Annotated in this window: 23 protein-coding genes and 1 tRNA gene; 13 read left to right on the top strand and 11 right to left on the bottom strand. The window is 42.3% G+C overall.

The window, feature by feature from the left end:
* Positions 1-11 precede the first annotated feature (11 nt).
* From SCB77_RS11865 to SCB77_RS11855, 3 genes are all read left to right on the top strand, one after another.
* Complete coding sequence (locus tag SCB77_RS11865) at positions 12-1,244, top strand: DUF4374 domain-containing protein (protein ID WP_320182221.1); 1,233 nt, start codon at positions 12-14, stop codon at positions 1,242-1,244.
* Positions 1,245-1,330: 86 nt separating this feature from the next.
* Positions 1,331-2,485: a PepSY-associated TM helix domain-containing protein gene (locus SCB77_RS11860; RefSeq protein ID WP_320182220.1), complete on the top strand. Its 1,155-nt coding sequence runs from the start codon at positions 1,331-1,333 to the stop codon at positions 2,483-2,485.
* Between the two features lie 266 nt (positions 2,486-2,751).
* Positions 2,752-3,321: a hypothetical protein gene (locus tag SCB77_RS11855; RefSeq protein ID WP_320182219.1), complete on the top strand. Its 570-nt coding sequence runs from the start codon at positions 2,752-2,754 to the stop codon at positions 3,319-3,321.
* A 148-nt stretch (positions 3,322-3,469) separates the two neighbouring features.
* Here the strand turns inward: SCB77_RS11855 and SCB77_RS11850 are convergent.
* Positions 3,470-3,541: transfer RNA gene (locus tag SCB77_RS11850), tRNA-Arg, on the bottom strand.
* A 179-nt stretch (positions 3,542-3,720) separates the two neighbouring features.
* On the opposite strand from SCB77_RS11850, the gene SCB77_RS11845 reads away from it, so the two are divergent.
* From SCB77_RS11845 to SCB77_RS11820, 6 genes are all read left to right on the top strand, one after another.
* Positions 3,721-4,353, top strand: a complete 633-nt coding sequence (locus tag SCB77_RS11845) for a peroxiredoxin (RefSeq protein WP_320182218.1) — start codon at positions 3,721-3,723, stop codon at positions 4,351-4,353.
* Between the two features lie 63 nt (positions 4,354-4,416).
* Positions 4,417-4,731 carry a thioredoxin family protein gene (locus tag SCB77_RS11840; RefSeq protein ID WP_320182217.1) on the top strand — a complete coding sequence of 105 codons (315 nt, stop codon included), beginning with the start codon at positions 4,417-4,419 and terminating at the stop codon, positions 4,729-4,731.
* Positions 4,712-4,969: a DUF6952 family protein gene (locus SCB77_RS11835; protein WP_320182216.1), complete on the top strand. Its 258-nt coding sequence runs from the start codon at positions 4,712-4,714 to the stop codon at positions 4,967-4,969. The genes SCB77_RS11840 and SCB77_RS11835 overlap by 20 nt, the downstream gene beginning before the upstream one ends.
* A gap of 392 nt (positions 4,970-5,361) precedes the next feature.
* On the top strand, positions 5,362-7,800 hold the full coding sequence (locus SCB77_RS11830; protein WP_320182215.1) for a PIG-L family deacetylase: 2,439 nt from the start codon (positions 5,362-5,364) through the stop codon (positions 7,798-7,800).
* Positions 7,801-7,813: 13 nt separating this feature from the next.
* Complete coding sequence (locus tag SCB77_RS11825; RefSeq protein WP_320182214.1) at positions 7,814-8,011, top strand: hypothetical protein; 198 nt, start codon at positions 7,814-7,816, stop codon at positions 8,009-8,011.
* 105 nt (positions 8,012-8,116) lie between these two features.
* On the top strand, positions 8,117-9,814 hold the full coding sequence (locus tag SCB77_RS11820) for a sodium:solute symporter (protein WP_320182213.1): 1,698 nt from the start codon (positions 8,117-8,119) through the stop codon (positions 9,812-9,814).
* Here SCB77_RS11820 and SCB77_RS11815 read toward each other — a convergent pair.
* From SCB77_RS11815 to SCB77_RS11780, 8 genes are all read right to left on the bottom strand, one after another.
* Entirely contained in the window at positions 9,794-10,696 is a 903-nt protein-coding gene (locus SCB77_RS11815; RefSeq protein WP_320182212.1) for an N-acetylmuramoyl-L-alanine amidase, read from the bottom strand. The genes SCB77_RS11820 and SCB77_RS11815 overlap by 21 nt on opposite strands.
* A gap of 11 nt (positions 10,697-10,707) precedes the next feature.
* Positions 10,708-11,775: a DUF3078 domain-containing protein gene (locus tag SCB77_RS11810; RefSeq protein WP_320182211.1), complete on the bottom strand. Its 1,068-nt coding sequence runs from the start codon at positions 11,773-11,775 to the stop codon at positions 10,708-10,710.
* A 4-nt stretch (positions 11,776-11,779) separates the two neighbouring features.
* The gene (locus SCB77_RS11805) at positions 11,780-12,541 is read right to left on the bottom strand and encodes a hypothetical protein (protein ID WP_320182210.1); all 762 of its coding nucleotides are present in this window, start codon (positions 12,539-12,541) and stop codon (positions 11,780-11,782) included.
* A gap of 58 nt (positions 12,542-12,599) precedes the next feature.
* Complete coding sequence (locus SCB77_RS11800) at positions 12,600-13,451, bottom strand: glucosaminidase domain-containing protein (RefSeq protein WP_320182209.1); 852 nt, start codon at positions 13,449-13,451, stop codon at positions 12,600-12,602.
* On the bottom strand, positions 13,452-14,186 hold the full coding sequence (locus SCB77_RS11795) for a glucosaminidase domain and LysM peptidoglycan-binding domain-containing protein (protein WP_320182208.1): 735 nt from the start codon (positions 14,184-14,186) through the stop codon (positions 13,452-13,454).
* Positions 14,187-14,208: 22 nt separating this feature from the next.
* Complete coding sequence (locus SCB77_RS11790) at positions 14,209-14,844, bottom strand: O-methyltransferase (protein ID WP_320186619.1); 636 nt, start codon at positions 14,842-14,844, stop codon at positions 14,209-14,211.
* 131 nt (positions 14,845-14,975) lie between these two features.
* The gene (folE, locus tag SCB77_RS11785) at positions 14,976-15,608 is read right to left on the bottom strand and encodes a GTP cyclohydrolase I FolE (RefSeq protein WP_320182207.1); all 633 of its coding nucleotides are present in this window, start codon (positions 15,606-15,608) and stop codon (positions 14,976-14,978) included.
* A gap of 97 nt (positions 15,609-15,705) precedes the next feature.
* A complete protein-coding gene (locus tag SCB77_RS11780; protein ID WP_320182206.1) occupies positions 15,706-16,116 on the bottom strand; it encodes a 6-pyruvoyl trahydropterin synthase family protein in 411 nt (136 codons plus the stop codon).
* Positions 16,117-16,181: 65 nt separating this feature from the next.
* Between SCB77_RS11780 and SCB77_RS11775 the strand changes: the two genes are divergently transcribed.
* The 3 genes from SCB77_RS11775 to SCB77_RS11765 all read left to right on the top strand — a co-directional run bounded on the left by SCB77_RS11775 (position 16,182) and on the right by SCB77_RS11765 (position 18,807).
* On the top strand, positions 16,182-16,799 hold the full coding sequence (locus SCB77_RS11775) for a nucleoside phosphorylase-I family protein (RefSeq protein WP_320182205.1): 618 nt from the start codon (positions 16,182-16,184) through the stop codon (positions 16,797-16,799).
* Positions 16,800-16,933: 134 nt separating this feature from the next.
* Complete coding sequence (locus tag SCB77_RS11770; protein WP_320182204.1) at positions 16,934-17,920, top strand: pyruvate dehydrogenase complex E1 component subunit beta; 987 nt, start codon at positions 16,934-16,936, stop codon at positions 17,918-17,920.
* A gap of 131 nt (positions 17,921-18,051) precedes the next feature.
* Positions 18,052-18,807 carry a DUF6263 family protein gene (locus SCB77_RS11765; RefSeq protein WP_320182203.1) on the top strand — a complete coding sequence of 252 codons (756 nt, stop codon included), beginning with the start codon at positions 18,052-18,054 and terminating at the stop codon, positions 18,805-18,807.
* 121 nt (positions 18,808-18,928) lie between these two features.
* Here SCB77_RS11765 and gcvH read toward each other — a convergent pair whose 3' ends face one another.
* A complete protein-coding gene (gene gcvH, locus SCB77_RS11760) occupies positions 18,929-19,309 on the bottom strand; it encodes a glycine cleavage system protein GcvH (RefSeq protein WP_320182202.1) in 381 nt (126 codons plus the stop codon).
* Between the two features lie 96 nt (positions 19,310-19,405).
* On the opposite strand from gcvH, the gene SCB77_RS11755 reads away from it, so the two are divergent.
* Complete coding sequence (locus SCB77_RS11755) at positions 19,406-20,626, top strand: anhydro-N-acetylmuramic acid kinase (RefSeq protein ID WP_320182201.1); 1,221 nt, start codon at positions 19,406-19,408, stop codon at positions 20,624-20,626.
* Here the strand turns inward: SCB77_RS11755 and SCB77_RS11750 are convergent.
* Entirely contained in the window at positions 20,620-21,282 is a 663-nt protein-coding gene (locus SCB77_RS11750; RefSeq protein ID WP_320182200.1) for a DUF2461 domain-containing protein, read from the bottom strand. The two genes, SCB77_RS11755 and SCB77_RS11750, sit on opposite strands and share 7 nt — an antisense overlap.
* Between the last annotated feature and the right edge of the window lie 8 nt (positions 21,283-21,290).

Raw genomic sequence — 21,290 nt, 5'->3', positions numbered from 1 at the left:
CAATAATAACTATGTACTCTATCATTAAAAGAAGCCTATTTGGCTCGCTAGCTTTAGCAGCCGTTACTTTTCTGTCGGTCTCTTGTAGCGACTCATCTAACGAACCTGACACACCAGCACAGGAAGAGCCCAATTTCATTATTTCTTACAGCACCGATAACGGAACGTTTATGGTTCCCATCAAAGACCTAATGAACGGCGTGATTACACCCGTAGGCAACGGAACGGATGTAACCAGCATCTTTACTTGGGGCGAAAACAAAATCCAAAAGGGTAAATACTTTTACCACTTGGATCCTACAGCCAAAAAATTCGGAAAATACAGCATCGAAAACGGTCTATTACAAACCATAAAGGTCGTTCCCTTTTCAACCCTTTCCAGCCTATACCTTGGTTGGCACACCTGGCTGGACGATACCCACTTGGCCTTCGGCCCGCGCAGTAGCAATGAATATACCGTTGTTGACATTAACACACTGGATGTAACAGCATCAGGAACCTTTGACACGGGAACAGCAGTCCCTAAAGATCACCAAATTCGCCTTTATGCTATGGTTTCACAAGGCGATAAGATTTTCCTTGGTTATAGCCTATACAATCAGATTACCAAAGTCGTTTACGATACCACTTATACCGCAGTCGTGGACTATCCGAATTTTGCCAACTTTAAATTAACCGGAAAAGACCTCCGCTCGAACCCTATTGGCCCGGTAAGAAATGGCTACTTCCACAAGTTCAAAGATAATGGCTACACCTACCTGATGACCTATCCGATGCCTATGCTCGGAGGCGGTAAAGCCAACATGCCTACAGGATTCTTCCGTATTAAGGATGGTGAGCAGACCTTGGACCAAGACTACTTTTTCAACGTAAGCGCGCAACGGAATGGTGACAACCAGCTGGGCGTACAATACCTAGGTAACGGAAAAGCACTCTTGATCTCCGCGCATGATGCTGCCAACAATGTCAAGGTAAAGGACGATTGGTGGTATGCCGTGATGTGGGAATATCTTATCGTGGATGTTAACACGCAAAAAGTGGTTAAGAAACTGGATTTCCCGTTGGTGTCCAACTCCAGCTCGGCACTTGTCCATAACGGAAAAGCCTACATTGCGGTCAACGACCCTACGGCAGATGCCATTTACATCTGGGAATATGATCCAGAAACGGACAAGCTGACCAGAGGTGCTAAGATCGAAGGTGGTGATAACGATACGCCGATACTTTATAACTTAAATAAATAATACTCTTTTTCATTCAATCAGGAGGTCCTTTGCAGTTTGCTTGCAAGGGGCCTCTATTATGTTTAAAGGATTTCAAGATTTCTAACGTGAATAGATTAAAAAAAATAAATGATTGGTTGCACCTTTGGCTCGGTTTGGTTTCCGGCATCATTGTAATCATCCTTTCGATAACAGGCTGTGTGCTAGTGTTCGAACAGGAGATCAAGGAGCTCACAACCTCCTACATCAATGTGGATCCACAGACCTCGGAAAAGCAGCTGCCACCAAGCGCCCTCTACAAAAAAATTCAAGCACAATATCCCGAATTGCATATCGAAAGTGCCTGGTACTATGGCTTGGATAAGTCGGTGAAGGTTAGTCTCGAAAACAGCGATTCCATTGCCTATGTTAATCCTTATACCGGCGCAGTGCTCGCCCTAGTAGATCATGAAGATATTTTTCATGTTATGGACGAAGGACATCGGCATCTATGGCTTCCTGTCAAGATCGGTCGTCAAATTGTCGGCTGGGGCACCTTTGTATTCGTCGTCGTCACGATAACTGGCATCATCTTATGGTGGCCAAAACGATGGAACAAACGCATGCTCAAACAAAGTCTAACCATAAATACGAAAGCGAAATGGAAACGGATAAACTACGACCTGCATAATGTATTGGGCTTCTACTCCCTATCGCTTGCGCTGGTTATGGGCTTGACAGGCCTTATTATGGCTTTTCCGTGGATGCGGAAATCCGTCATATGGCTGAGTGGTGGCATGCCACCACGGGTGAAGATGGAAAAGGTGGAGCCGCCCGAGAACGAAAAATTGGCCGATGCGCTCGTCGTTGCCGACAAGATTTGGTATAAAGTCCGCCAAGAAATCGCTGCGTATAATAAGGAATCCGTTATTATACATTATCCACACGAAGAGGAGACAACCGTTTATGCCTGCACCGACATGCATGCGGGCCGTTGGCGCGATTTAAGTTTCGACAGAAACACCTTGGAACTGCTACCACGCACCCAAAAGAGAATCGATGACAGCAATACGGCAGAATGGGTTTCCCGTTCCAACTTTGGTCTACATACGGGATTTATCGGAGGATTAACAACTAAGATTCTCTATTTTATTGCCAGCCTAATTTGTGCATCGTTGCCCATTACGGGTTTCTATGTATGGTGGGGCAAGAAAAAGAAAAAGTCCAAAAAGGGGCGCCAAAAAGGCACTACGCGGAAAACGGTGCCGCTAGGATATACTTAGAAAAGAAGGGAGATTGAGAAACCTCCCTTCTCCGCTTATTCCTGTCATTCAATCAGCTCTTTCGTCCCTTGTGAATCAATCTCTTTGGCAGGAATTATTTTGGACATGAATTAGTCTTTACTATAAAATTGGGTTAATTTAGACCGGACAATTGTTGTTAGCAAAATAAAATTGGGATGAAGTTTTTTCATTTTTTCAAACACATATGGCGAAAGCTAAAAGGGATAGTATACAGCGAATTCGATAAATTAATTATACCTCGATTTATGGTTTTTAATATAAACTCTTCTGTGGATTTCGAGATAAATGACTGGGACCATTGGAAGGATATTTATTCTGTTATAGATGCTCTTCTATCTAAGTTTGAGATAAAGGAAGATTGCCATATCAGAACCTTCCAAACTTTTACGTTTGAAAATAAATGGCTAGGATTTGGTCGTATGAAATGGAATTTAGGTAACAACAAGAAATGGACTTCAAAATATAAAACAAAAGAATTTGCTAATAAAAATCTTATTTTTTTAGGTACAGAAGTTTGGAGTCCTCACTGGGATAAGGTTATCTCCACCGTTTATCCGCCTAATTTTTTTTTAAAAATTTATAATGAAAGCACTAATAAAGGAATAATCATTGCCATCCCAATTAGGATATATAAAAGAAACTCCGAATTTATCGAACAAACAGTCGGAAAAATTAAGACATTAATCCCGGCGGAGGAATCAACCGTTTTTAAAAGATATTGGACTTCCTTTTCGATATTTCAAAATGATCTTCAAGACATTACGTATCGAGAAATTAGTAATGCTAGGCGCAATAGGGATACCGAAATTACTTAGGAGATAAACTTATGGGCTTTAAAATTTGATGGTGTGCTTTACAAAAAAAGATAATTGCTCAGGATCCACTCGTACTACGAAGCATGTTAAAACAAAATACTATTGAAACTGAAAAAAGAAGAAGAGCTATTTAGCCCTTCTCTATATGTAGCCCCGAGCAGAATCGAACTGCTATCAAATGTTTAGGAAACATCTATTCTATCCGTTGAACTACGGGGCCATCCGATAGGTAAAACCTACTGCACAAAAATAGTCTTTTTATTGATTTTATTAAATAATCATAATCTATAATACCAAGCAAAACAATATAGATTTTAACAATAGTATATCAAGAATTTTGATTCGTTACTGCCCAAAAAAAGAGTACTTTTGTAGAAGAAAAATAAAGAACAAAATATTATGAGTTTTACAGGTAAAAATTTCCCGAACATCACTGTTGATGCTATTGATTACTTAGGTGACAACATCGCCCTTAACGTTTTTGAGAAGGCACAGGCAGAAGGCAAGAAAGTATTACTTTTTTGGTATCCAAAAGACTTCACTTTTGTTTGTCCTACAGAATTACATGCTTTCCAAGAGCAAGCAGAAGAGTTTGCTAAAAGAAATACAATCCTTATCGGTGCTTCTTGTGATTCAGCAGAGGTGCACTTTGCTTGGTTAAATACCGCAAAAGATAATGGTGGTATCGAAGGAGTAGAATATCCATTGATCGCTGACACAAACCGTAACTTATCTAGCGTGCTAGGTATCTTGGAAATGAAAGAAGTGGAGCACCCTGAGTATGGCACTTTGGTAGAAGGTTCAGCAGTAAGTTACCGTGCTACCTATTTGATCGACGAAACAGGAAAAGTATTCCACGAGTCGGTAAATGATATGCCTTTGGGACGTAACGTAAAAGAATATATCCGTTTGATCGATGCTTACACGCACGTTCAAAAACATGGCGAAGTTTGTCCTGCAAACTGGGAAGAAGGAAAAGATGCAATGAACGCTACTCGTGAGGGTGTTGCTTCTTACCTATCAGCCAACTAGTAACATTAATTCACCAGAAAGGAGGGAGGCTCTTTCCTTCCTTTCTTCAAATATACATTACACATGCTACAAGAATTAGATAATGACTCTTTACAAGAAGTTGTAAATAGTAATGAGACGGTATTGGTTCAATTTTCTGCATCGTGGTGCGGTAATTGTCGCATAATGAAGCCGAAATTCAAAAAGCTTTCTACGGAAAACGAGGATATTTCATTTGTGATCGTTGATGCGGAGAAGTTTCCTGAATCTAGGAAATTGGCGAACGTAAATAATCTACCTACCTTTGCCGCATTCAAAAACGGTCAACTGGTAAATCAGGTACAAACAAACAAAATTGACGGACTAATAGATCTTTTAAATGAAGTTACCAGTAATTAAACATCTTATCGAGTTTATCGAGCAGAATGATGCAGATTTTGTTTTGGAAACGATTGAAACGTTGGAGGCGCTAACCGAAATTCCATCGTTAAAAGATGAGGAGCTCGATGTTATTGGCGAATTGATTTCCAATATGTATGGTGCGGTAGAAGTGGATAAACTTATCAAAGACGGGGCCTCGAAAAAAGACGCATTGAATGGTTTTATGCAACGCGTGCTCGGCTCCATCGATAAATAATAGCAGGCTTTGTTACAAATGTTTCCGTGCGGATTATTGTAGGATGGGGCTCTAGAGAGCACCCTTGTTCATAACTTGCGCGGTGTGGAAAAGTTTTTTTTCATCTCATCAACAATTCCTAGCAAATAATACTATTTTTACTAATACTAAAGGTTACTATTTTAAAAACTGTCGACAACTACGGTTGGTTTTTTCGAAATTCAAATTGCTGAATTGGAGCTGTAGACAAAAAGATTTTTAATTGTTGGTAAAGGGACTCTAATGGCGATTTGAGTCCCTTTATTTTTGCCCACCGACGAAAGGCTCCGGCATAATCGCCAAATGATCGAAGCAACAAAACTTTTACCCTAAGAAGACGCTTTGTACCGCAAAATATTTTCTATTTTTAGATCATGGGCAGACACTATATCCGCATTTTAATTGCTTCTTTTTTTGTTAAATTCTCCTTTGCGCAAGCACCTCAATCTTTATCATCCGCAGAAATTCGCCAAAAGATGGAGCGACTCTCTGTACTGGGGTCTGCACTGTATTTTGCTGCGCACCCTGATGATGAAAACACCAAGCTTATTGCCTATCTCGCTTCCGAGCGAAAAGTGAGAACAGCCTACCTATCCTTAACCCGCGGTGACGGCGGACAAAACCTCATCGGCACAGAACAAGGCATAGAGTTGGGGCTGATACGTACCCAAGAATTGCTGCAAGCACGACGTATCGATGGTGGAGAGCAGTATTTTTCTTCAGCATACGACTTTGGATTTTCAAAAACCTACGATGAAACGTTTCGATTTTGGCAGAAGAACGAAGTTCTTCGTGAGGCGGTTTGGTTGATCCGTAAGTTACAACCCGATGTGATCATCACACGCTTTCCTCCTGACGAACGAGGCGGGCATGGGCACCACCAAGCATCAGCTATTTTAGCACATGAGGCATTTTTGGCTGCCGCTGATCCAAAACAATTTCCCGAGCAGCTCCAAGAAGTCGGCATATGGCAAGCAAAGCGATTACTTTGGAATACGGCCAGTTTTATGCGTATGCAGGGAGAGAGCAAAGACCAATTGAAGATCGATATAGGGAATTTCAATCCCTTGCTGGGGCAGTCCTACGGCGAAATATCAGCTCTTAGCAGATCTCAACATAAAAGCCAAGGCTTTGGCTCGGCGTCTTCCAATGGCCGTTTTATCGAATCTTTCGAATATGTCGCCGGTGAAAAAGCAAGCAACGATCTTTTTGATGGTATTGATCTCACTTGGAATAGGGTGGAAGGTGCCTCCGCTATACAGCAGGATATTGACCGCCTAAGAAATAGCTTCGACGACCGCGCTCCACAACATTCAATCCCCGCTTTAGCGAAGTTATGGAAGGCCATACAACAACTTCCTAATAGCTACTGGAAAGTACGAAAAACGCAAGAAGTGGAAGACCTCCTTTTGGCCTGCGCCGGTCTCCGCATCGAGTCTATCGTTTCCAGCTCGCGTGCTGTTGCTGGCACATCGGTACCTTTCAAAACAGAAATCATTATCCGCAACCCCGGCGTTAAGGCCAATATTTCAGCAATAAATGGTCAGAAGATTGACCAACAACTCCCCGAAAATGAGTTGATATCCTTTTCTTCAACTACCCTTGCAAACAGCACCACACAGCCGTATTGGTTGGTTAAACCGCATACGCTAGGTAGATTTGCTGTAGAGTCCAAGGATTACGGCTATCCCATGAACCCAGATCTTCCGACGGCAAAGATTGAACTGCAGATTGGTGAAGTGCCTATCATGGTACAGCAGGCCATACAATATCGGCTTGTTGATCCTGTTCGCGGCGAAGTGCATGAGTACCTCGAAGTGGTTCCGGCCATTAGCGCATCCCTATCACAGCAAGCCCTGCTCATCCCTCAAGGAGAAAAAAGAACAGTGGAGATCACATTCCAACGCAACTCGGCTTCAAGCAGTGCAAGCAGTATTCAGCTTGGTTCAACCGCGAAGGGATGGAACATTGCGCCACGAACCTTCGAGCTTTCTTTTCCGGAACGGGGAAACAGTGTCATCAAAACCGTCACCGTTACCAACATTGGAGCCGACGCATCGCAAACTTTAACATTCAACATCGATGGGCAGCCTCTTAAAGGTATTCGGGAAATCGCTTACGAACATATACCCCGACAAGCTTGGTTCCCGAATGTCGAGCTTAAGCTGCAGCCAATCAGCATCGTAAACCCGATAAAACGTGTCGGATATATTATGGGTGCAGGGGACCTTATCCCGGAAGCCCTACGAAATCTAGGCATACAGGTTGACCTCTTGGATATAGCAAAATTAAACGGTTCCGTACTCGCACAATATGATGCTGTTATCTGCGGCGTGCGCCTCTTGAATGTGAACCCTCAGGTCGGCAAAGCACTAGACATTCTGTACCGCTACGCCAACGATGGCGGTGTGGTGTTGATGCAATACAATGTGAACAGCCGATTGCAGGAAGAAGAGTTTGCACCTAAGCCCTTTTCTTTATCTAGAGCTCGCGTCACCGAGGAAGACGCAGAGGTTCGCTTTGTACAAAGCAACGATCCGGCATTGAACTATCCGAATAAAATTACGAAGCAGGATTTTGAAGGATGGGTGCAAGAACGAGGTCTATATTTTGCAGAAAATATCGATCCGAGCTACCGCACTCCTTTAGAAATGGCGGACAAGAACGAGTCTCCGCACAAGGGCTCCTTGTTGATTTATAAAATGGGCAAAGGAAAATTCATGTATACCGGGCTATCTTTTTTTAGACAATTACCCGCAGGAGTTCCCGGAGCTACTAGATTATTTGTAAATTTGTTAACAAAAGAAAATTAGCATACATATCATAATGGAAAATCAAGTAGAAAAGAACGAAACTATCGATGCAAAAAGCATTATTTTATTGGTAGGAACAGTGTTCGGCGCTTTAATTTCTACCGTTGTTAGCGGTACATTCTTAGGCTTTATCGGCGGTATCGTTATTGGTTTAATCTTCGCGATCTTCTTTATTAGCGTTTTATTGCCCGAAAAACCAAGTGATCGATAACGGTTTACCACCCTTAGTAAAAAGCTGGCGACAATTTTATATACTGGTTTGTATATGGCTTGTCGCCTGTATTTTATTTATGTATTGGTTTACTGAATTCTTTTCATGAGTACGACAGACTGGATTGTACTCTTCCTCACCCTGCTTTTTATCATCGCCTATGGCATGTACAGAAGCCGGGGAATAAAAGATATTGAAGGATATCTCGTTGGCGATCGACAGCTTCCTTGGTATAATGTAGGGCTTTCTGTCATGGCGACACAGGCCAGCGCAATTACCTTCCTATCGGCTCCGGGCCTTGCCTATACCTCGGGAATGAGCTTTGTCCAGTTTTACTTTGGCCTTCCGCTGGCCATGATCATTCTTTGCATCACCTTTGTCCCCATTTTCCACAAACTTAAGGTATATACCGCCTATGAGTTCCTCGAAAAACGTTTTGATGTAAAAACGCGCGTATTAACTGCATTGCTTTTCCTTATACAACGTGGTGTTTCTACTGGGATCACCATCTTTGCACCATCCATTATACTATCCAGTATACTCGGTTTAGATGTGACCTACACCACCTTGATCATCGGCTCTGCTGTGATCCTGTATACTGTCTGGGGCGGCACCAAAGCGGTATCTTATACACAGTTGCTGCAGATGGGCATTATCTTCGCCTCGCTGCTCGCTGCCGGCTTCATGGTGGTGCGGCTGCTTCCAGAAGATGTTGGTTTTGCTGAAGCTTTACATATTGCGGGTAAATCTGGAAAAACGAATGCCATTGACTGGAGCTGGGATCTGAATAACCAATATACGGTGTGGACCGGCCTTATCGGAGGTTTTTTTCTGCAGCTATCTTACTTCGGTACTGACCAAAGCCAAGTAGGTCGTTATCTTACCGGTTCCTCTGTTCGAGATTCCCGTCTGGGCTTATTAATGAACGGCTTACTGAAGATTCCGATGCAGTTTTGCATCCTGCTAATCGGCGTGTTAGTCTTCACGTATTACCAATTCAACACAGCACCTCTATTTTTTAATAGAGTAGAGGTCGATAAAGTACAAAAAAGTGAGTATCGTGATGAATATAATGCCATTATTCATCGTCATGAATCACTTGCTGACCAAAAAAAGGCCGCAGTAGGCGAGCTTGTTAATGCACTAAAGACAGATGACGAAACCCGCGTAGACGATATTCGCAAACAGCTGGATAAATATACTGTAGCAGATAAACAGCTCCGCGCGGAGGTAGAAACGGTACTCAAAAAGAATGATGAGAAGGCCGATGTCCAGGACAACAATTATATCTTTCTTGCATTCGTTACCTCGGTCTTTCCACAAGGTCTGATTGGTTTACTGATTGCAATTATCTTTTTGGCCTCGATGGGAGCCACAGCCAGTGCTATCAATTCCCTTTCGTCCACCACTGTCATCGATATCTATAAACGTTTTGTAAACAAGAAAGGAAGCGAACGTGGCTACCTAAATGCATCACGTCTATTTACACTATTCTGGGGGATTATCAGCCTTGTTGTGGCGCTTTACGCGAGTAGACTAGGCAACCTCTTGGAGGCCGTGAATATTCTTGGTTCTTTATTTTACGGCACTATATTGGGGATATTCGTGGTCGCTTTCTACATCAAAAAGATTATGGGTAAGGCGGTATTCTGGGCAGCTATACTCTCGGAGATTATTGTCTGCATCATTTGGAAAGCAGATATGATGGCCTATCTATGGCTTAACCTTGTTGGTTGTGCGCTCGTCATCGTCTTGGCCGCGGCATTTCAATTTCTTGTTCGATCAAAAGTAGCGACGGTATAGGTTATAAAGAACTCGCCGGTCATGATCTGTTAACACCTCACTTACATCCGTTACTATAAACTTTCTTTTGAAGGCGATAATGGCCGCACGCAAATTGCTGACATCATAGCCGATGATGCGCAATGCATCCACATGGTTGAAGTTTGTAGGGACAGCGCTCAGGTTAGATTCATCATACCATACGCCAAAGCCTCTTTCAGCCAATCGCTTCCAAGGGAAAAACATGCTAGGATCGTCTTTCCGTGTTGGTGCGATATCGGCATGTCCGATAAAATTGGTGAAGGGGATTTGATATTTCGTCTTAAGCGTATCCAATAGGCTCATCAACGACTGTATCTGTGGTTCTGGAAAGGGCTCTCGGCCGTTGTTATCGAGTTCTATACCTAAAGAAATGGAGTTCATATCCGTGATATTTCCCCATTTGGATTTTCCAGCATGCCATGATCGAAGGTAATCATTGAGCATCTGTACGACTCGCCCATCTTTCCCTATAACATAGTGTGCAGAAACTTTGGTGTGTTCCAACTGAAAAGTGCGTATCGTTTGATTGATGCTATGCTGCGCAGTATGGTGTATGATAACGAAATTAGGTTTACGAATATCGTAATGGATGGCTTCGGTCCAATCGGCATTTTTATTGATTCCCGTACGCATCAATAGCTGCACACGATCTTCAGTGGTCATAATCGGCGGAATAGCCGTCTGCTGTGCCTCGGTCACAGCCGCTTCTCCCAATGCAGAGGGACGAGCAGAGTCAATATTTATTTTGACCGTATCCGTTCTTAAAACAGGTACATTCGTTGCCCGTAAAACACGACTCTTGGGCGCGCTACAGGCAACAATAAGCCCCAACAGGGAAAGGAAAAGTACGGTTTTTCTCAAATTTTGCTAAATTATCGAGGTAGGCTGTACAGAATTCCTAATGCCAAAGCTTGACTGACCTGAACACCGGGCTGTTCCAATGAGTTATAAACGACAATGCCCGTTAGAGAAACGTTAACCAAGCTGGTCACTTTCGCAGTTAATACGGCATCTAAGCGGTGCGCAGGATCGCCGAGATCGGTATAGTCTGCAAATAGATTATACCTAGACTTCAAATGAAGATTTTTAGAAAGATTCCTGTCAAGATTCGCTGTCAGCTGGAACGCGAGGTCATTTCTAAAGCTTCTTCCAGACTCCACACCAAATGTTGACTCTCCTTTACTTGGATCGTTAGCATCTAAATACCGTCCGTTCTTACGAAAATACTGTTCTCCAGTAAGGGGTCTTATACGATCGTCTAAAATAAGTGTTTGTCGCGCAGTACCGGTACCTAATCTTAAAGAAAATGTGTTATCTGGTTTGTATTCCAAACCGAATGATTCCGTAAAGTATCCTGGAGCCATGAAATTTGTCTTAATCGTATCAACTATTTCGGCACCGTTGACGTCTCTTGTATAAGTATACCCAGCGTCAAACTGCGATTCAAACGTGAACGACACGTATACGGCCCAGCTTTGAGATAACTTATAAGCAAGCTTATTATCCCAAAAAATACGGTCGATATTTTTCTTCGATAACGTTTGTGCTTCTCTATCCAAAAAGTCATTTTGAATCCTTCCGTAGCGTAAATCAAGCTCTGTCGTAAAATTGAAATTATTTTTATTATATTCTGATTTATGCCATCCTGTTCCAAGTATTGCGATAGAGTTCACTCCTCCCGCATTCCAATGTTTATTAAAATATGCTTGGTTAAGGTTTAATCCTAACTTCGTCCAATGCTTCCAATAGTCAACCTCTAGAGCTAGCTTAGGAATAGGTACAATAACCTGATTAATATTAGACACTGGCGACTTTGGCGCGTCAACTAAGTTTGTATCCGGCTTTGCACGCAATCTTTTCAAATCGATCTGAGCAAAGCTCCATTGGCCAATGAAAAGCGTAAAAACAACGGTAAGTAATTTGATTCTGTTAAACATCATCTTCTTAATTATTAACTTCTAAATTAATGTCAGGCAACGTGGGTAAAAAGCGCAAGTTAGGATTTAATTTAAATATTTCATACTTGCTACGAATATAGGAAGAAAGCTCATAGGGAGATGCTATAGACACAAAGTTATATGTTGGTCTATAATTACGCATAAAATTAGCTAGCTTCTGCCCGCTTAGCCCTGTTAGGTTTGAAACCAAATCCGGCGTAAATTTTGAATCCACTACATTCTGCTCATATTCCTGCTGGATGATATTGGTTAGGCGCCGCGCATTCTTTCCTTCGCGGCTCAACATGTTGAAGATCGAGCCTATGCTTACGCCGGCACCGGTTGGACCCACTGAAAATATCGATCCTGGGTCGGCTAGTTTATATGCTTTGCTAAAGTCCTCGCGTCTCTGCTTCAAAACCTCTTCCGGTGATCGCCGCGCGACCACATTGACTTCTGGAATATAGATGGAAGATCGCTTTAGATACACCATAAGCACCTGTTGTCCATTATAACGTATCGTATCGGCGAAAAAACCTTCTTTCTCCGTCACGATTAGATCGCCCTGTGATACATGCATATCGAACTCACCCCTCACATTGTTGAAGGTATTCTCTTTCGTTTTCTCGTTCTTTATAAACACTTTGCCAATACGTTGATTCGTATCCTTATCAAAAACGATGCCTTGAACGGTTTTTGTTTGCGTAAAGCCTAAAAAAGAAGAAATTGAAAGTAGAAATACAATGAATAAGATTCTGATGGTTTCCACGTCTATAAAACTACAGGAAAGAATATTAGGTTTTTATTTTTTAACACCTTTTAGGCTTTTATTTGGTGATAACCAAAAGCTGTCCGATAGAAAGGTTGTCTGACTCCAAGCCATTTAATTGTTTCAGTTGCTCAACGGTTACATTGTACCGCTTACTTATATTATATAAGGTGTCTGTAGCTTTCACTTCATGAATAAGCATCGCCACCGCCGTTTTTATCTCTTCAGTTTTAACTTCAGGCTCCACGACTGCTTTTTCCTGTATAATCTCCTCCACCTTTTCTTCGCGTTGTTCTTTCGCTATGTACGAGCGTTCCGCGCGGTCATATTGATACAGTTGGTATCGTTCGATCAAGTCAATCAATAAGTCCGGATAGCGGGGATTGGTTGCATAACCAGCCTCTTTCAGCCCTTTTGCCCATCCGCGATAATCATCCTTATCTAGCATAAAGAGCTTCTCGTAACGCTTTCTAAGTAGAAATTGGCTATGATCCTTAAAAGATTGTTCTGGATTATCGTAGACCCGAAAACAATCATTTAGATTGTCGTCCGGTCTGTTGACAGACCTTCCGTTCCATACGCCTCCACATTTTATTCCAAAGTGATTATTGGCTTCCTTTGCCAGATAACTGTTTCCGTTTCCTGACTCCAGTAAAGCCTGCGCCAATTTAATGCTCGCCGGTATACCAAACTGGTTCATCTCCGCTATCGCGATATCTTTGTAGCGCGTAATATAGTCCATGCCGGATGTAGAAGTACCTCCCGATCGAGTTGGTTTGGAACCAAAGGTTCCCGTGCGACCGTTCGTTTGTCCTGATGGAGACTGTAAAACTCTTGATTTGGGCGTCTTACAAGCCGCAAATAAAACTAAAAAAGCAATAAAGAAAAGGAAGAATTGGTTTCTTTTCATCTACAATAATAATCGCTGGCCTATAGAAAGTTTAGAAGATTGGAGGTTATTTCGTCTTTTTAATGCTTCGACAGATGTTTCATAACGTTTAGCTACCGCCGTAAGTGTTTCGCCTTTTCGCACGATGTGGGTTTGTGCACTGTTAAACGATGTCGAGGATTCTTGCTTTTCCATCGCCGTTAGGAGAATATCTGCTGACTTATTGGGACTTTCTGCTAATTGCTGCGTTGGTTGCTCCAGCATCTCGTCATATTCGTCGAGGTTATAGCGGTTTATTGTTGCTAGCACCTTGGATGACCATGTTTTTGTTGTCGAATAACCCGATCGACCGATGCCTTTGACCCAACTTCTATAGTCTTCCTGTCCATGGTCTTCAAATAGGCTGCTCGTCGATTGTCGTCTCTTCAGAAAACTTATAAAGTCCAAATAGGATTCTTTAACGGAGCTATACCCTTTGTATGCTGAGCGAATGGTACGGCTATTATTCTTACCCTTGATTCCAAAATGGTTATTCAGGTGTTGCGCTATTCTACTATTTCCGTAAGCACTTTCATGAATCGCTACAGCGAGAATAACCGATGCGGGAACCCCTGTTTCGAGCATCAACTGCTGTGCAATAGCTTTGTGTTCAGCAATATAACTACTCGGTGAAAATTTTTGTGCAATTGTCGTCTTGACAGTAAACACAAACATCAGCAGCACAAGAATGTACCGACCAATACCTGTCTTTTGCATATATTTACTTTTAGTTCAACAATTACTTTTTGCGTAATACAAAAAGCCCGTCTCTAATAGGCAAAATCAATTTCTCTACGCGATCATCGCTTGCCAAAAAATCATTTAATTCCTTTACGCGCTGCGTTTGGCTATCGGGATTATCCAATAGTACCTTACCTTTCCACAGTACATTATCGATCAGCAGCATTCCTCCACGTGGAACATGATCAATTAACGTTTCGTAATAAAAAAGGTTGTTCTTTTTATCCGCATCGATAAACACTAAATCAAATTCACCCCCAATCTGTGGGATGATATCGGCGGCATCGCCAATATGATAATTGATTTGATCAGCAAAAACCGAGGCATCAAAATATTGCTGCACGCGTTCCTGCTGTTCTTCGTTAATGTCAATGGTATGAATAACCCCTTCTTTTGCAAGGCCTTCCGCTAAACACAGGGTAGCATATCCCGTAAATGTCCCGATCTCCAAAATCCGCTTTGGCTGCAGCAACTGCGCCAACATCGACAATACACGCCCTTGAAAATGACCAGATAACATATGAGGCATCGTTTCTCGCAAATAGGTCTCTCTATTTATGCGTTTTAACAAGTCATTCTCTGCATCGCAGGTCTTTTCAAGATAGGCCTCTAAGGCCTCTTCGCTACCAAGCATAATCACAAATGTAGTAAGTACATCGATATCCCGAAATACTTTAACAAAAATTAAAATTCTAGTGTACACGGCATTAGCCGAAAAAAGGCACTTTTTAGCTATGAAAAGTGCCTTTTATAAGGTATTACAACCTAGTCTAAAGATGCTGTGATCAGTCGTAAAAACTCAGATCGTGTAACATCATTCTGAAAAGCCCCCGTAAAAGCAGAGGTTGTCGTCACGGAGTTTTGCTTTTGCACACCACGCATTGCCATACACATATGTTTACACTCCATCACCACGGCTACACCGGCTGGTTTCAATGTCTCCTGTATACAATCGCGGATCTCATTGGTTAAGCGCTCCTGTACCTGAAGGCGACGTGCAAATGCGTCCACCACACGTGGTATCTTACTCAATCCAACAATATGACCGTTAGGAATGTAGGCTATATGTGCCTTTCCAAAAAAAGGCAACATATGGTGTTCGCACATCGAGTATACTTCGATATCTTTAACCACGACCATCTGGCTATAATCTTCTTCAAACATAGCGCTACGTAGTACCTTGGCCGCATCGATATCGTAGCCGTGCGTAAGGAACTGAAGAGCTTTTGCTACGCGTTCGGGGGTTTTGACCAATCCTTCTCGCGCCGGATTTTCACCTAGAGACTCCAATATTGCCGGATAATGCGCCGCAATATCCTTTACTTGCTTCTCATTATATCGATCGATCTTAATATACCCTTCTTGTTCTTCGTCTTCGAAAGATGTTAGATTACTCATTTTTTGTTCACGTAAATAGTAAAAATTATCATAGGTGAGCACTTAGGCTCTATAATATGTTGATGGCAAAATCGCTCAAAAGAAATCCTGCTAAGCATCAACCAAAATACTCCACAAAATTGTTTTCCGTTTCGTACAGCTTAACGGCATGCAAAGTAACCCCTTCCTGCTCGAAACATGGGCGAAGAACATCGAAGATCGCTATAGCGATAACCTCTGTGGATGCTCTCTTTCCTGCCATGAAATCCACGTCCAGGTTCACGTTTTTATGATCTAACTTATCAATCACCTCGCGCAGCATAATTTGTTTCATCTTCTTCAGGTCGATAAGAAAGCCCGTCTCAGGATTTACTTCGCCCTTCACCGTGACAAAAAGCTCATAGTTATGTCCATGCCAGTTTGGGTTAGAACATTTTCCGAATACGGCTTCATTTTGTGCTGTCGACCAATCTTCGCGAAACAACTTATGTGCTGCGCAGAATCTTTCGCGTCTTGTGATATAGATCATAAAAACAAAGATAGGGCAAAAAAGTATATTTTAGTAACTTCACCTTCTTAAGCAATTATCGCACCATGAATATACTTGTTGTTGCAGCTACCCAAGCGGAAATACAGCCATCTATCGCTTTTCTTGAGGAACAGGACATTCCTTTCCTGATAAGCGGCGTGGGCATGCTTGCTACCGTTTATACGCTGACTAAATCGCTCCAAACAATTAAACCCGATTTAATTGTACAGGTGGGAATAGGAGGGATTCTTGACAGCGATGACGAATTGGGCGCTGTTTACCAAATTGTGGAAGACGAAATCTTCGCCTTTGGTGCTGAAGATCACGAACGCTTTCTCCCTATTGCCGAATTGGGCTTCGGGGAAGGTCACTTTAGACAACAATTGCCGCCACCGCCTTTCGCAATACCAGTCACTCCACAACGACGAGGCATCACCGTAAATAAAGTGCATGGCAACACCAACAGTATTGAGCAGTTACGGCATACATACGATGAGCCCATTGTTGAATCGATGGAGGGCGTAGCTGCATTTTTTGTTGCGGCACAGGAGAACATTCCTGTCCTACAGTTTCGAGCAACGTCAAATTATATTGAACCCCGAAACAGGGGGGCATGGCAAATCGGCCCAGCTATAAAAAATTTGAACGTGTTCTTACAGGAACTCCTTAACTATCTGTCATAAAGAACGCTAAACTACGTTGGGGAAAACTCCCAAATAATGACATATTTTAGGCTTTTTTGCGCCAAATCCATTACGATATATCAATTAAATATAGTAGTTTTGCGATATTCAAAAAAGACACAATTTTACAACTGATGAGAGAAATACAATTCAGAGAAGCACTTCGTGAAGCAATGAACGAAGAAATGCGTAAAGATGATAAAATATTCTTGATGGGCGAGGAAGTCGCCGAATACAATGGTGCATACAAAGTAAGCCAAGGCATGTTGGAAGAATTTGGTGCAAAACGTATCATCGACACACCTATCGCCGAACTAGGGTTCGCTGGTATCGGTGTTGGTGCTGCCATGAACGGTTTACGTCCAATTATCGAATTCATGACCTTCAACTTCTCTTTGGTTGCGATTGACCAAGTGATCAATGCTGCGGCAAAGATTCGTCAAATGAGCGGCGGTCAGTTCTCTTGCCCAATTGTTTTCCGTGGACCTACAGGTAACGCCGGACAATTGGCTGCTCAGCACTCTCAGAACTTTGAAAATTGGTATGCAAATACTCCCGGTTTGAAAGTCGTTGTACCATCAAACCCTTACGATGCTAAAGGTTTATTAAAGTCCTCCATCATTGATCCAGATCCGGTTATCTTTATGGAGTCTGAAGTGATGTATGGTGATAAAGGCCCTGTTCCTGAAGAAGAATACTACCTTCCTATCGGAAAAGCCAACGTCATCAAAGAAGGTACGGATGTAACCATCGTGTCTTTCGGAAAAATGATTCCGCGGGTTGTACTTCCTGCCGTTGAAGAATTGACAAAAGAAGGCATCAATGTGGAATTGATCGACTTACGCTCTGTTCGTCCGATTGACTTCCCTGCAATCATTGAATCTGTTAAGAAAACAAATAGACTTGTTGTCGTAGAAGAAGCTTGGCCTTTGGCATCTATCTCTTCAGAGGTAGCATTCCGTGTGCAGAAAGATGCCTTCGATTACCTTGACGCACCTGTTATTCGCGTTACTTCTGCAGACGTTCCTCTTGGTTATGCACCTACTTTGGTAGAAGCGACATTACCAAGCGTTGCAAAAGTGGTAAAAGCCGTAAAAGAAGTGTCCTACTTGAAAAAGTAATCGGTATTAAAAATATACATAGAAAAGGTATCCTAATGGATACCTTTTTTTATGTTTAAGTGTTTAGAAACAATGGCTTTTACATTCTCTTTCCATTTTTTTTATTATATTCACTACATATAGATATTATTATGAAAAAATACTTCGTTACGGGAATAGCCCTTTGTCTCGGATTCGTTTCTTTCGCCCAAAAGGCCGTTGATTTCAAATTAAACCCCGAAATTGGCAAACCCATAAATATGCTGATGCAAGTTAAAACCGATGTGGAAGGACCGCAAAGTATGATTATGGACATGAATATGAAAATGGTCATGACAGCTACGGAAAAACAGGATGAAAATTTTAAGATCGAAACTGTCACAAAGGCTGTAAAGGTAGATGTTGATGCGGGAATGATGAATATGTCTTACAATTCGGAAGAAGAGCCAAAAGATGAAATGGCCAAGATGATGGGCTCGCAGTTCGAGAAGATCATTAATCAAGTCATCACTGTAATATTGACACCAAAAGGCAAAACGGTTGACGTAATCCTACCGGAAGGTATTGGGCAAGGAATGGATAAAACCTCCTTTGCAAGTATCTCTACACCGCTTCCAGAAAATCCAGTCGCTGTTGGTGCAACTTGGCAACATAGCGCAGATATGGGTGAAAATCCACTTATATCCAAAACAGAAACAACGTCTACGTTTAAAGAAGAAAACGAAAATGGTTACGTTATCGATGTCGTCGGAAAACTATTAGACGATTCATCCAACGAAGTAGGTAGCGTAATCGGATCCTATGTGTTGGATAAAAAGACACTTGTTACAAAAAACGCAGATGTAAAAACATCGATTGAAGTCCAAGGAACCAAAGTAATCAGTGATGTGGTATTGACGGTGCAATAGATTGATCAATACTCCATAAAAAAATGACCTGTTTAGCTAGCAAACAGGTCATTTTTTTATACAAACAGTCGGCTTTCGACCCTATGGGGAAAGCCCTAATTATGCTGTCATTTTATACGAACTATGCGTTTATTTCAGCTTTGTATTGATCTGCAGACAATAGTGCTTCTACATCAGCTACATCAGACAATTTTACGCGGATGATCCAGCCATCTCCATAAGGATCTGTATTTACTAACTCAGGTGAAGAATCAATAGCATCATTAACAGCTAAAACTGTTGACTTAACAGGCATAAAAAGATCAGAAACCGTTTTAACAGCTTCTACAGTGCCAAAAACTTCGTTCTCTGCGATCTCTTCACCTACGGTGCTAATATCGACAAACACGATATCCCCTAATTCGCGCTGCGCGAAATCAGTGATACCGATAACGGCTTCGTCACCTTCCACACGAATCCATTCGTGATCTTTAGTGTATTTTAATTCTGCTGGGAAATTCATATATTTTTTCTTTGCCCAAAAATATAATTATCCTTCGACATAACCAAAAATTAGACATTTTCACACAATCGTATGTGTAATTGCGGCCGTTTACCGATGGATTTATCGTATTTTAGTACAATGAACGCGCAGATCGAACGACTATATCAAATCGGTAAAAAGCAAACCCGACGCATTATCGGACTGATGTCTGGAACATCCTTAGATGGCTTGGATATCGCCTTGTGTAGCATATCCGGCAGCGGAACAGCGTCCAGCTTGGTCTTAGAAAAATTTACAACGCTGCCTTACGACCGCATTTTCAGGGAAAGGGTTCGTTCTGTTTTTGCGAAACGGCAAATCGACCAACAAGCGCTTTGCGGCCTTCACGCTTACGTGGGCGAAGTACATGCGCACATGATCAATCAGGCGCTTAGTGATTGGCAAATAAACGCTTCCGAGGTAGACCTTATCGCAAGTCATGGGCAAACCGTTTACCATGCGCCAAGAAGGCTTCTGCAGGATCCTATCTACCCCAATAGCACGCTGCAGATAGGTGATGCCGATCATATCGCTGTCCAAACAGGTATCATCACCTTGAGTGATTTCAGACAGAAACACCTCGCTGCAGGGGGAGAAGGGGCTCCGCTTGCCGCTTATGGCGATTTTCTACTCTTTCGTTCTGACAAAGAAAGTCGTTTTTTACTGAACATCGGTGGAATAGCCAATTTCACGTTTCTTCCAAGCAAGGGAAGTGCTGCTGCTGCATACGCAACAGATGTAGGTCCGGGAAACACCTTGATAAACCAGTATATGGATGCTTTTTTTGGTAGAGAAATGGATGAGAATGCCGAGGAAGCTAGCAAAGGCTCTGTAAACAACCCTTTACTTCAGCATTTATTGGAAGAAAGTTTCTTCGATGAGCCCTTCCCTAAAACGACAGGACCAGAATTATTTAACCTAGATTTCTTACGTAAGGCACTGCGAAATTCGGGCACAGAAGCTTTGTCTCCGCAGGATGTTTTGGCAACGTTGACGCGATTTTCCGCGGTCACAATGACAGATGCCATAAAAAGACAAGCCGTAGATCTTACCGAAATAGCCGTCTATATCAGTGGGGGCGGCATACATAATCCGCTTATGACAACATTCATCCAAGATCTTCTACCGGAAGCCAAGGTGGCTTCATTCGAGGCATTGAACTTGAATCCAGATGCGAAGGAAGCTTGTCTATTCGCCATTTTGGCGAACGAAACGATTGCCGGAAAACCAGAAAACGTGACACAGATTAAAGATTCACCGGCAGTTTGTATGGGCAAACTATCTTTTCCTTATTGATCCAGGGCTTCGTGTATAAAACTCTTGAATGGTAAAATTCGCTTGGCCGTATCCACAAGAAGCTCTAAACCTTTAGCACTGCATAGTTGCTTATCGTCGAAAGGCTGGTACAGAATAAAGCTTTTGAGCTTGAGCACATCAATATGTGGATCATCCTCATTGTAACCGGCTGGGGCCCGCTTCAATTTATCTTCTGATGATAAATCATCCACGGACCATCCGCCCTGCTGAAGAGCCTCTTCAAGGCCAGTAAAGTTATAGTCTATCTCTTGACGAATGCTATCCAAGTGTTGCTTCTCGGGACGCCAGTAGCCCGCTGCTAGAAAGTTTTTTCCCGGCTCGATATGCAGATAGTATTCCGGCCCGTCCAATTTACGTCCGTCAACGGAAATACCAGCAGCAAACCAGTTTTTGTAGGGAGTCTTATCTTTGGAGAAGCGGGTATCTCGATAAATCCGAAAGAGACACTTTCCAGCCTGTATATCCGTATTGATATGTGGATCGAAGGAGGAAAGCTCTTTGATCAATGCCGTGATAAATGCTTTCACATTGGCTAAGGCTGCCTCATAAGCTTCCCTATTTGCTTGAAACCACTCCCTATCGTTATTCTCTTTCAACTGCTTAAGAAAGTCGAACGTTTGTTTTTCTATATTCATCGGTTCAA

Source organism: Sphingobacterium bambusae (assembly GCF_033955345.1).
GTDB lineage: Bacteria > Bacteroidota > Bacteroidia > Sphingobacteriales > Sphingobacteriaceae > Sphingobacterium > Sphingobacterium bambusae.
The sequence above is the reverse complement of the archived record's forward strand: the minus strand, read 5'-3'. Positions and strand labels throughout refer to the sequence as shown.

What these genes read in the sequence shown, in the direction of transcription:
- SCB77_RS11825 (WP_320182214.1), top strand. Translation starts at nt 7,814, where the DNA reads ATGGAAAATCAAGTAGAAAAGAACGAAACTATCGATGCAAAAAGCATT.
- SCB77_RS11790 (WP_320186619.1), bottom strand. Translation starts at nt 14,844, where the DNA reads ATGCTTGGTAGCGAAGAGGCCTTAGAGGCCTATCTTGAAAAGACCTGC.
- gcvH (WP_320182202.1), bottom strand. Translation starts at nt 19,309, where the DNA reads ATGAATTTCCCAGCAGAATTAAAATACACTAAAGATCACGAATGGATT.
- SCB77_RS11775 (WP_320182205.1), top strand. Translation starts at nt 16,182, where the DNA reads ATGAATATACTTGTTGTTGCAGCTACCCAAGCGGAAATACAGCCATCT.
- SCB77_RS11835 (WP_320182216.1), top strand. Translation starts at nt 4,712, where the DNA reads ATGAAGTTACCAGTAATTAAACATCTTATCGAGTTTATCGAGCAGAAT.
- SCB77_RS11765 (WP_320182203.1), top strand. Translation starts at nt 18,052, where the DNA reads ATGAAAAAATACTTCGTTACGGGAATAGCCCTTTGTCTCGGATTCGTT.
- folE (WP_320182207.1), bottom strand. Translation starts at nt 15,608, where the DNA reads ATGAGTAATCTAACATCTTTCGAAGACGAAGAACAAGAAGGGTATATT.
- SCB77_RS11770 (WP_320182204.1), top strand. Translation starts at nt 16,934, where the DNA reads ATGAGAGAAATACAATTCAGAGAAGCACTTCGTGAAGCAATGAACGAA.
- SCB77_RS11795 (WP_320182208.1), bottom strand. Translation starts at nt 14,186, where the DNA reads ATGCAAAAGACAGGTATTGGTCGGTACATTCTTGTGCTGCTGATGTTT.
- SCB77_RS11755 (WP_320182201.1), top strand. Translation starts at nt 19,406, where the DNA reads ATGGATTTATCGTATTTTAGTACAATGAACGCGCAGATCGAACGACTA.
- SCB77_RS11800 (WP_320182209.1), bottom strand. Translation starts at nt 13,451, where the DNA reads ATGAAAAGAAACCAATTCTTCCTTTTCTTTATTGCTTTTTTAGTTTTA.
- SCB77_RS11810 (WP_320182211.1), bottom strand. Translation starts at nt 11,775, where the DNA reads ATGATGTTTAACAGAATCAAATTACTTACCGTTGTTTTTACGCTTTTC.
- SCB77_RS11845 (WP_320182218.1), top strand. Translation starts at nt 3,721, where the DNA reads ATGAGTTTTACAGGTAAAAATTTCCCGAACATCACTGTTGATGCTATT.
- SCB77_RS11865 (WP_320182221.1), top strand. Translation starts at nt 12, where the DNA reads ATGTACTCTATCATTAAAAGAAGCCTATTTGGCTCGCTAGCTTTAGCA.
- SCB77_RS11855 (WP_320182219.1), top strand. Translation starts at nt 2,752, where the DNA reads ATGGTTTTTAATATAAACTCTTCTGTGGATTTCGAGATAAATGACTGG.
- SCB77_RS11840 (WP_320182217.1), top strand. Translation starts at nt 4,417, where the DNA reads ATGCTACAAGAATTAGATAATGACTCTTTACAAGAAGTTGTAAATAGT.
- SCB77_RS11780 (WP_320182206.1), bottom strand. Translation starts at nt 16,116, where the DNA reads ATGATCTATATCACAAGACGCGAAAGATTCTGCGCAGCACATAAGTTG.
- SCB77_RS11830 (WP_320182215.1), top strand. Translation starts at nt 5,362, where the DNA reads ATGGGCAGACACTATATCCGCATTTTAATTGCTTCTTTTTTTGTTAAA.
- SCB77_RS11750 (WP_320182200.1), bottom strand. Translation starts at nt 21,282, where the DNA reads ATGAATATAGAAAAACAAACGTTCGACTTTCTTAAGCAGTTGAAAGAG.
- SCB77_RS11820 (WP_320182213.1), top strand. Translation starts at nt 8,117, where the DNA reads ATGAGTACGACAGACTGGATTGTACTCTTCCTCACCCTGCTTTTTATC.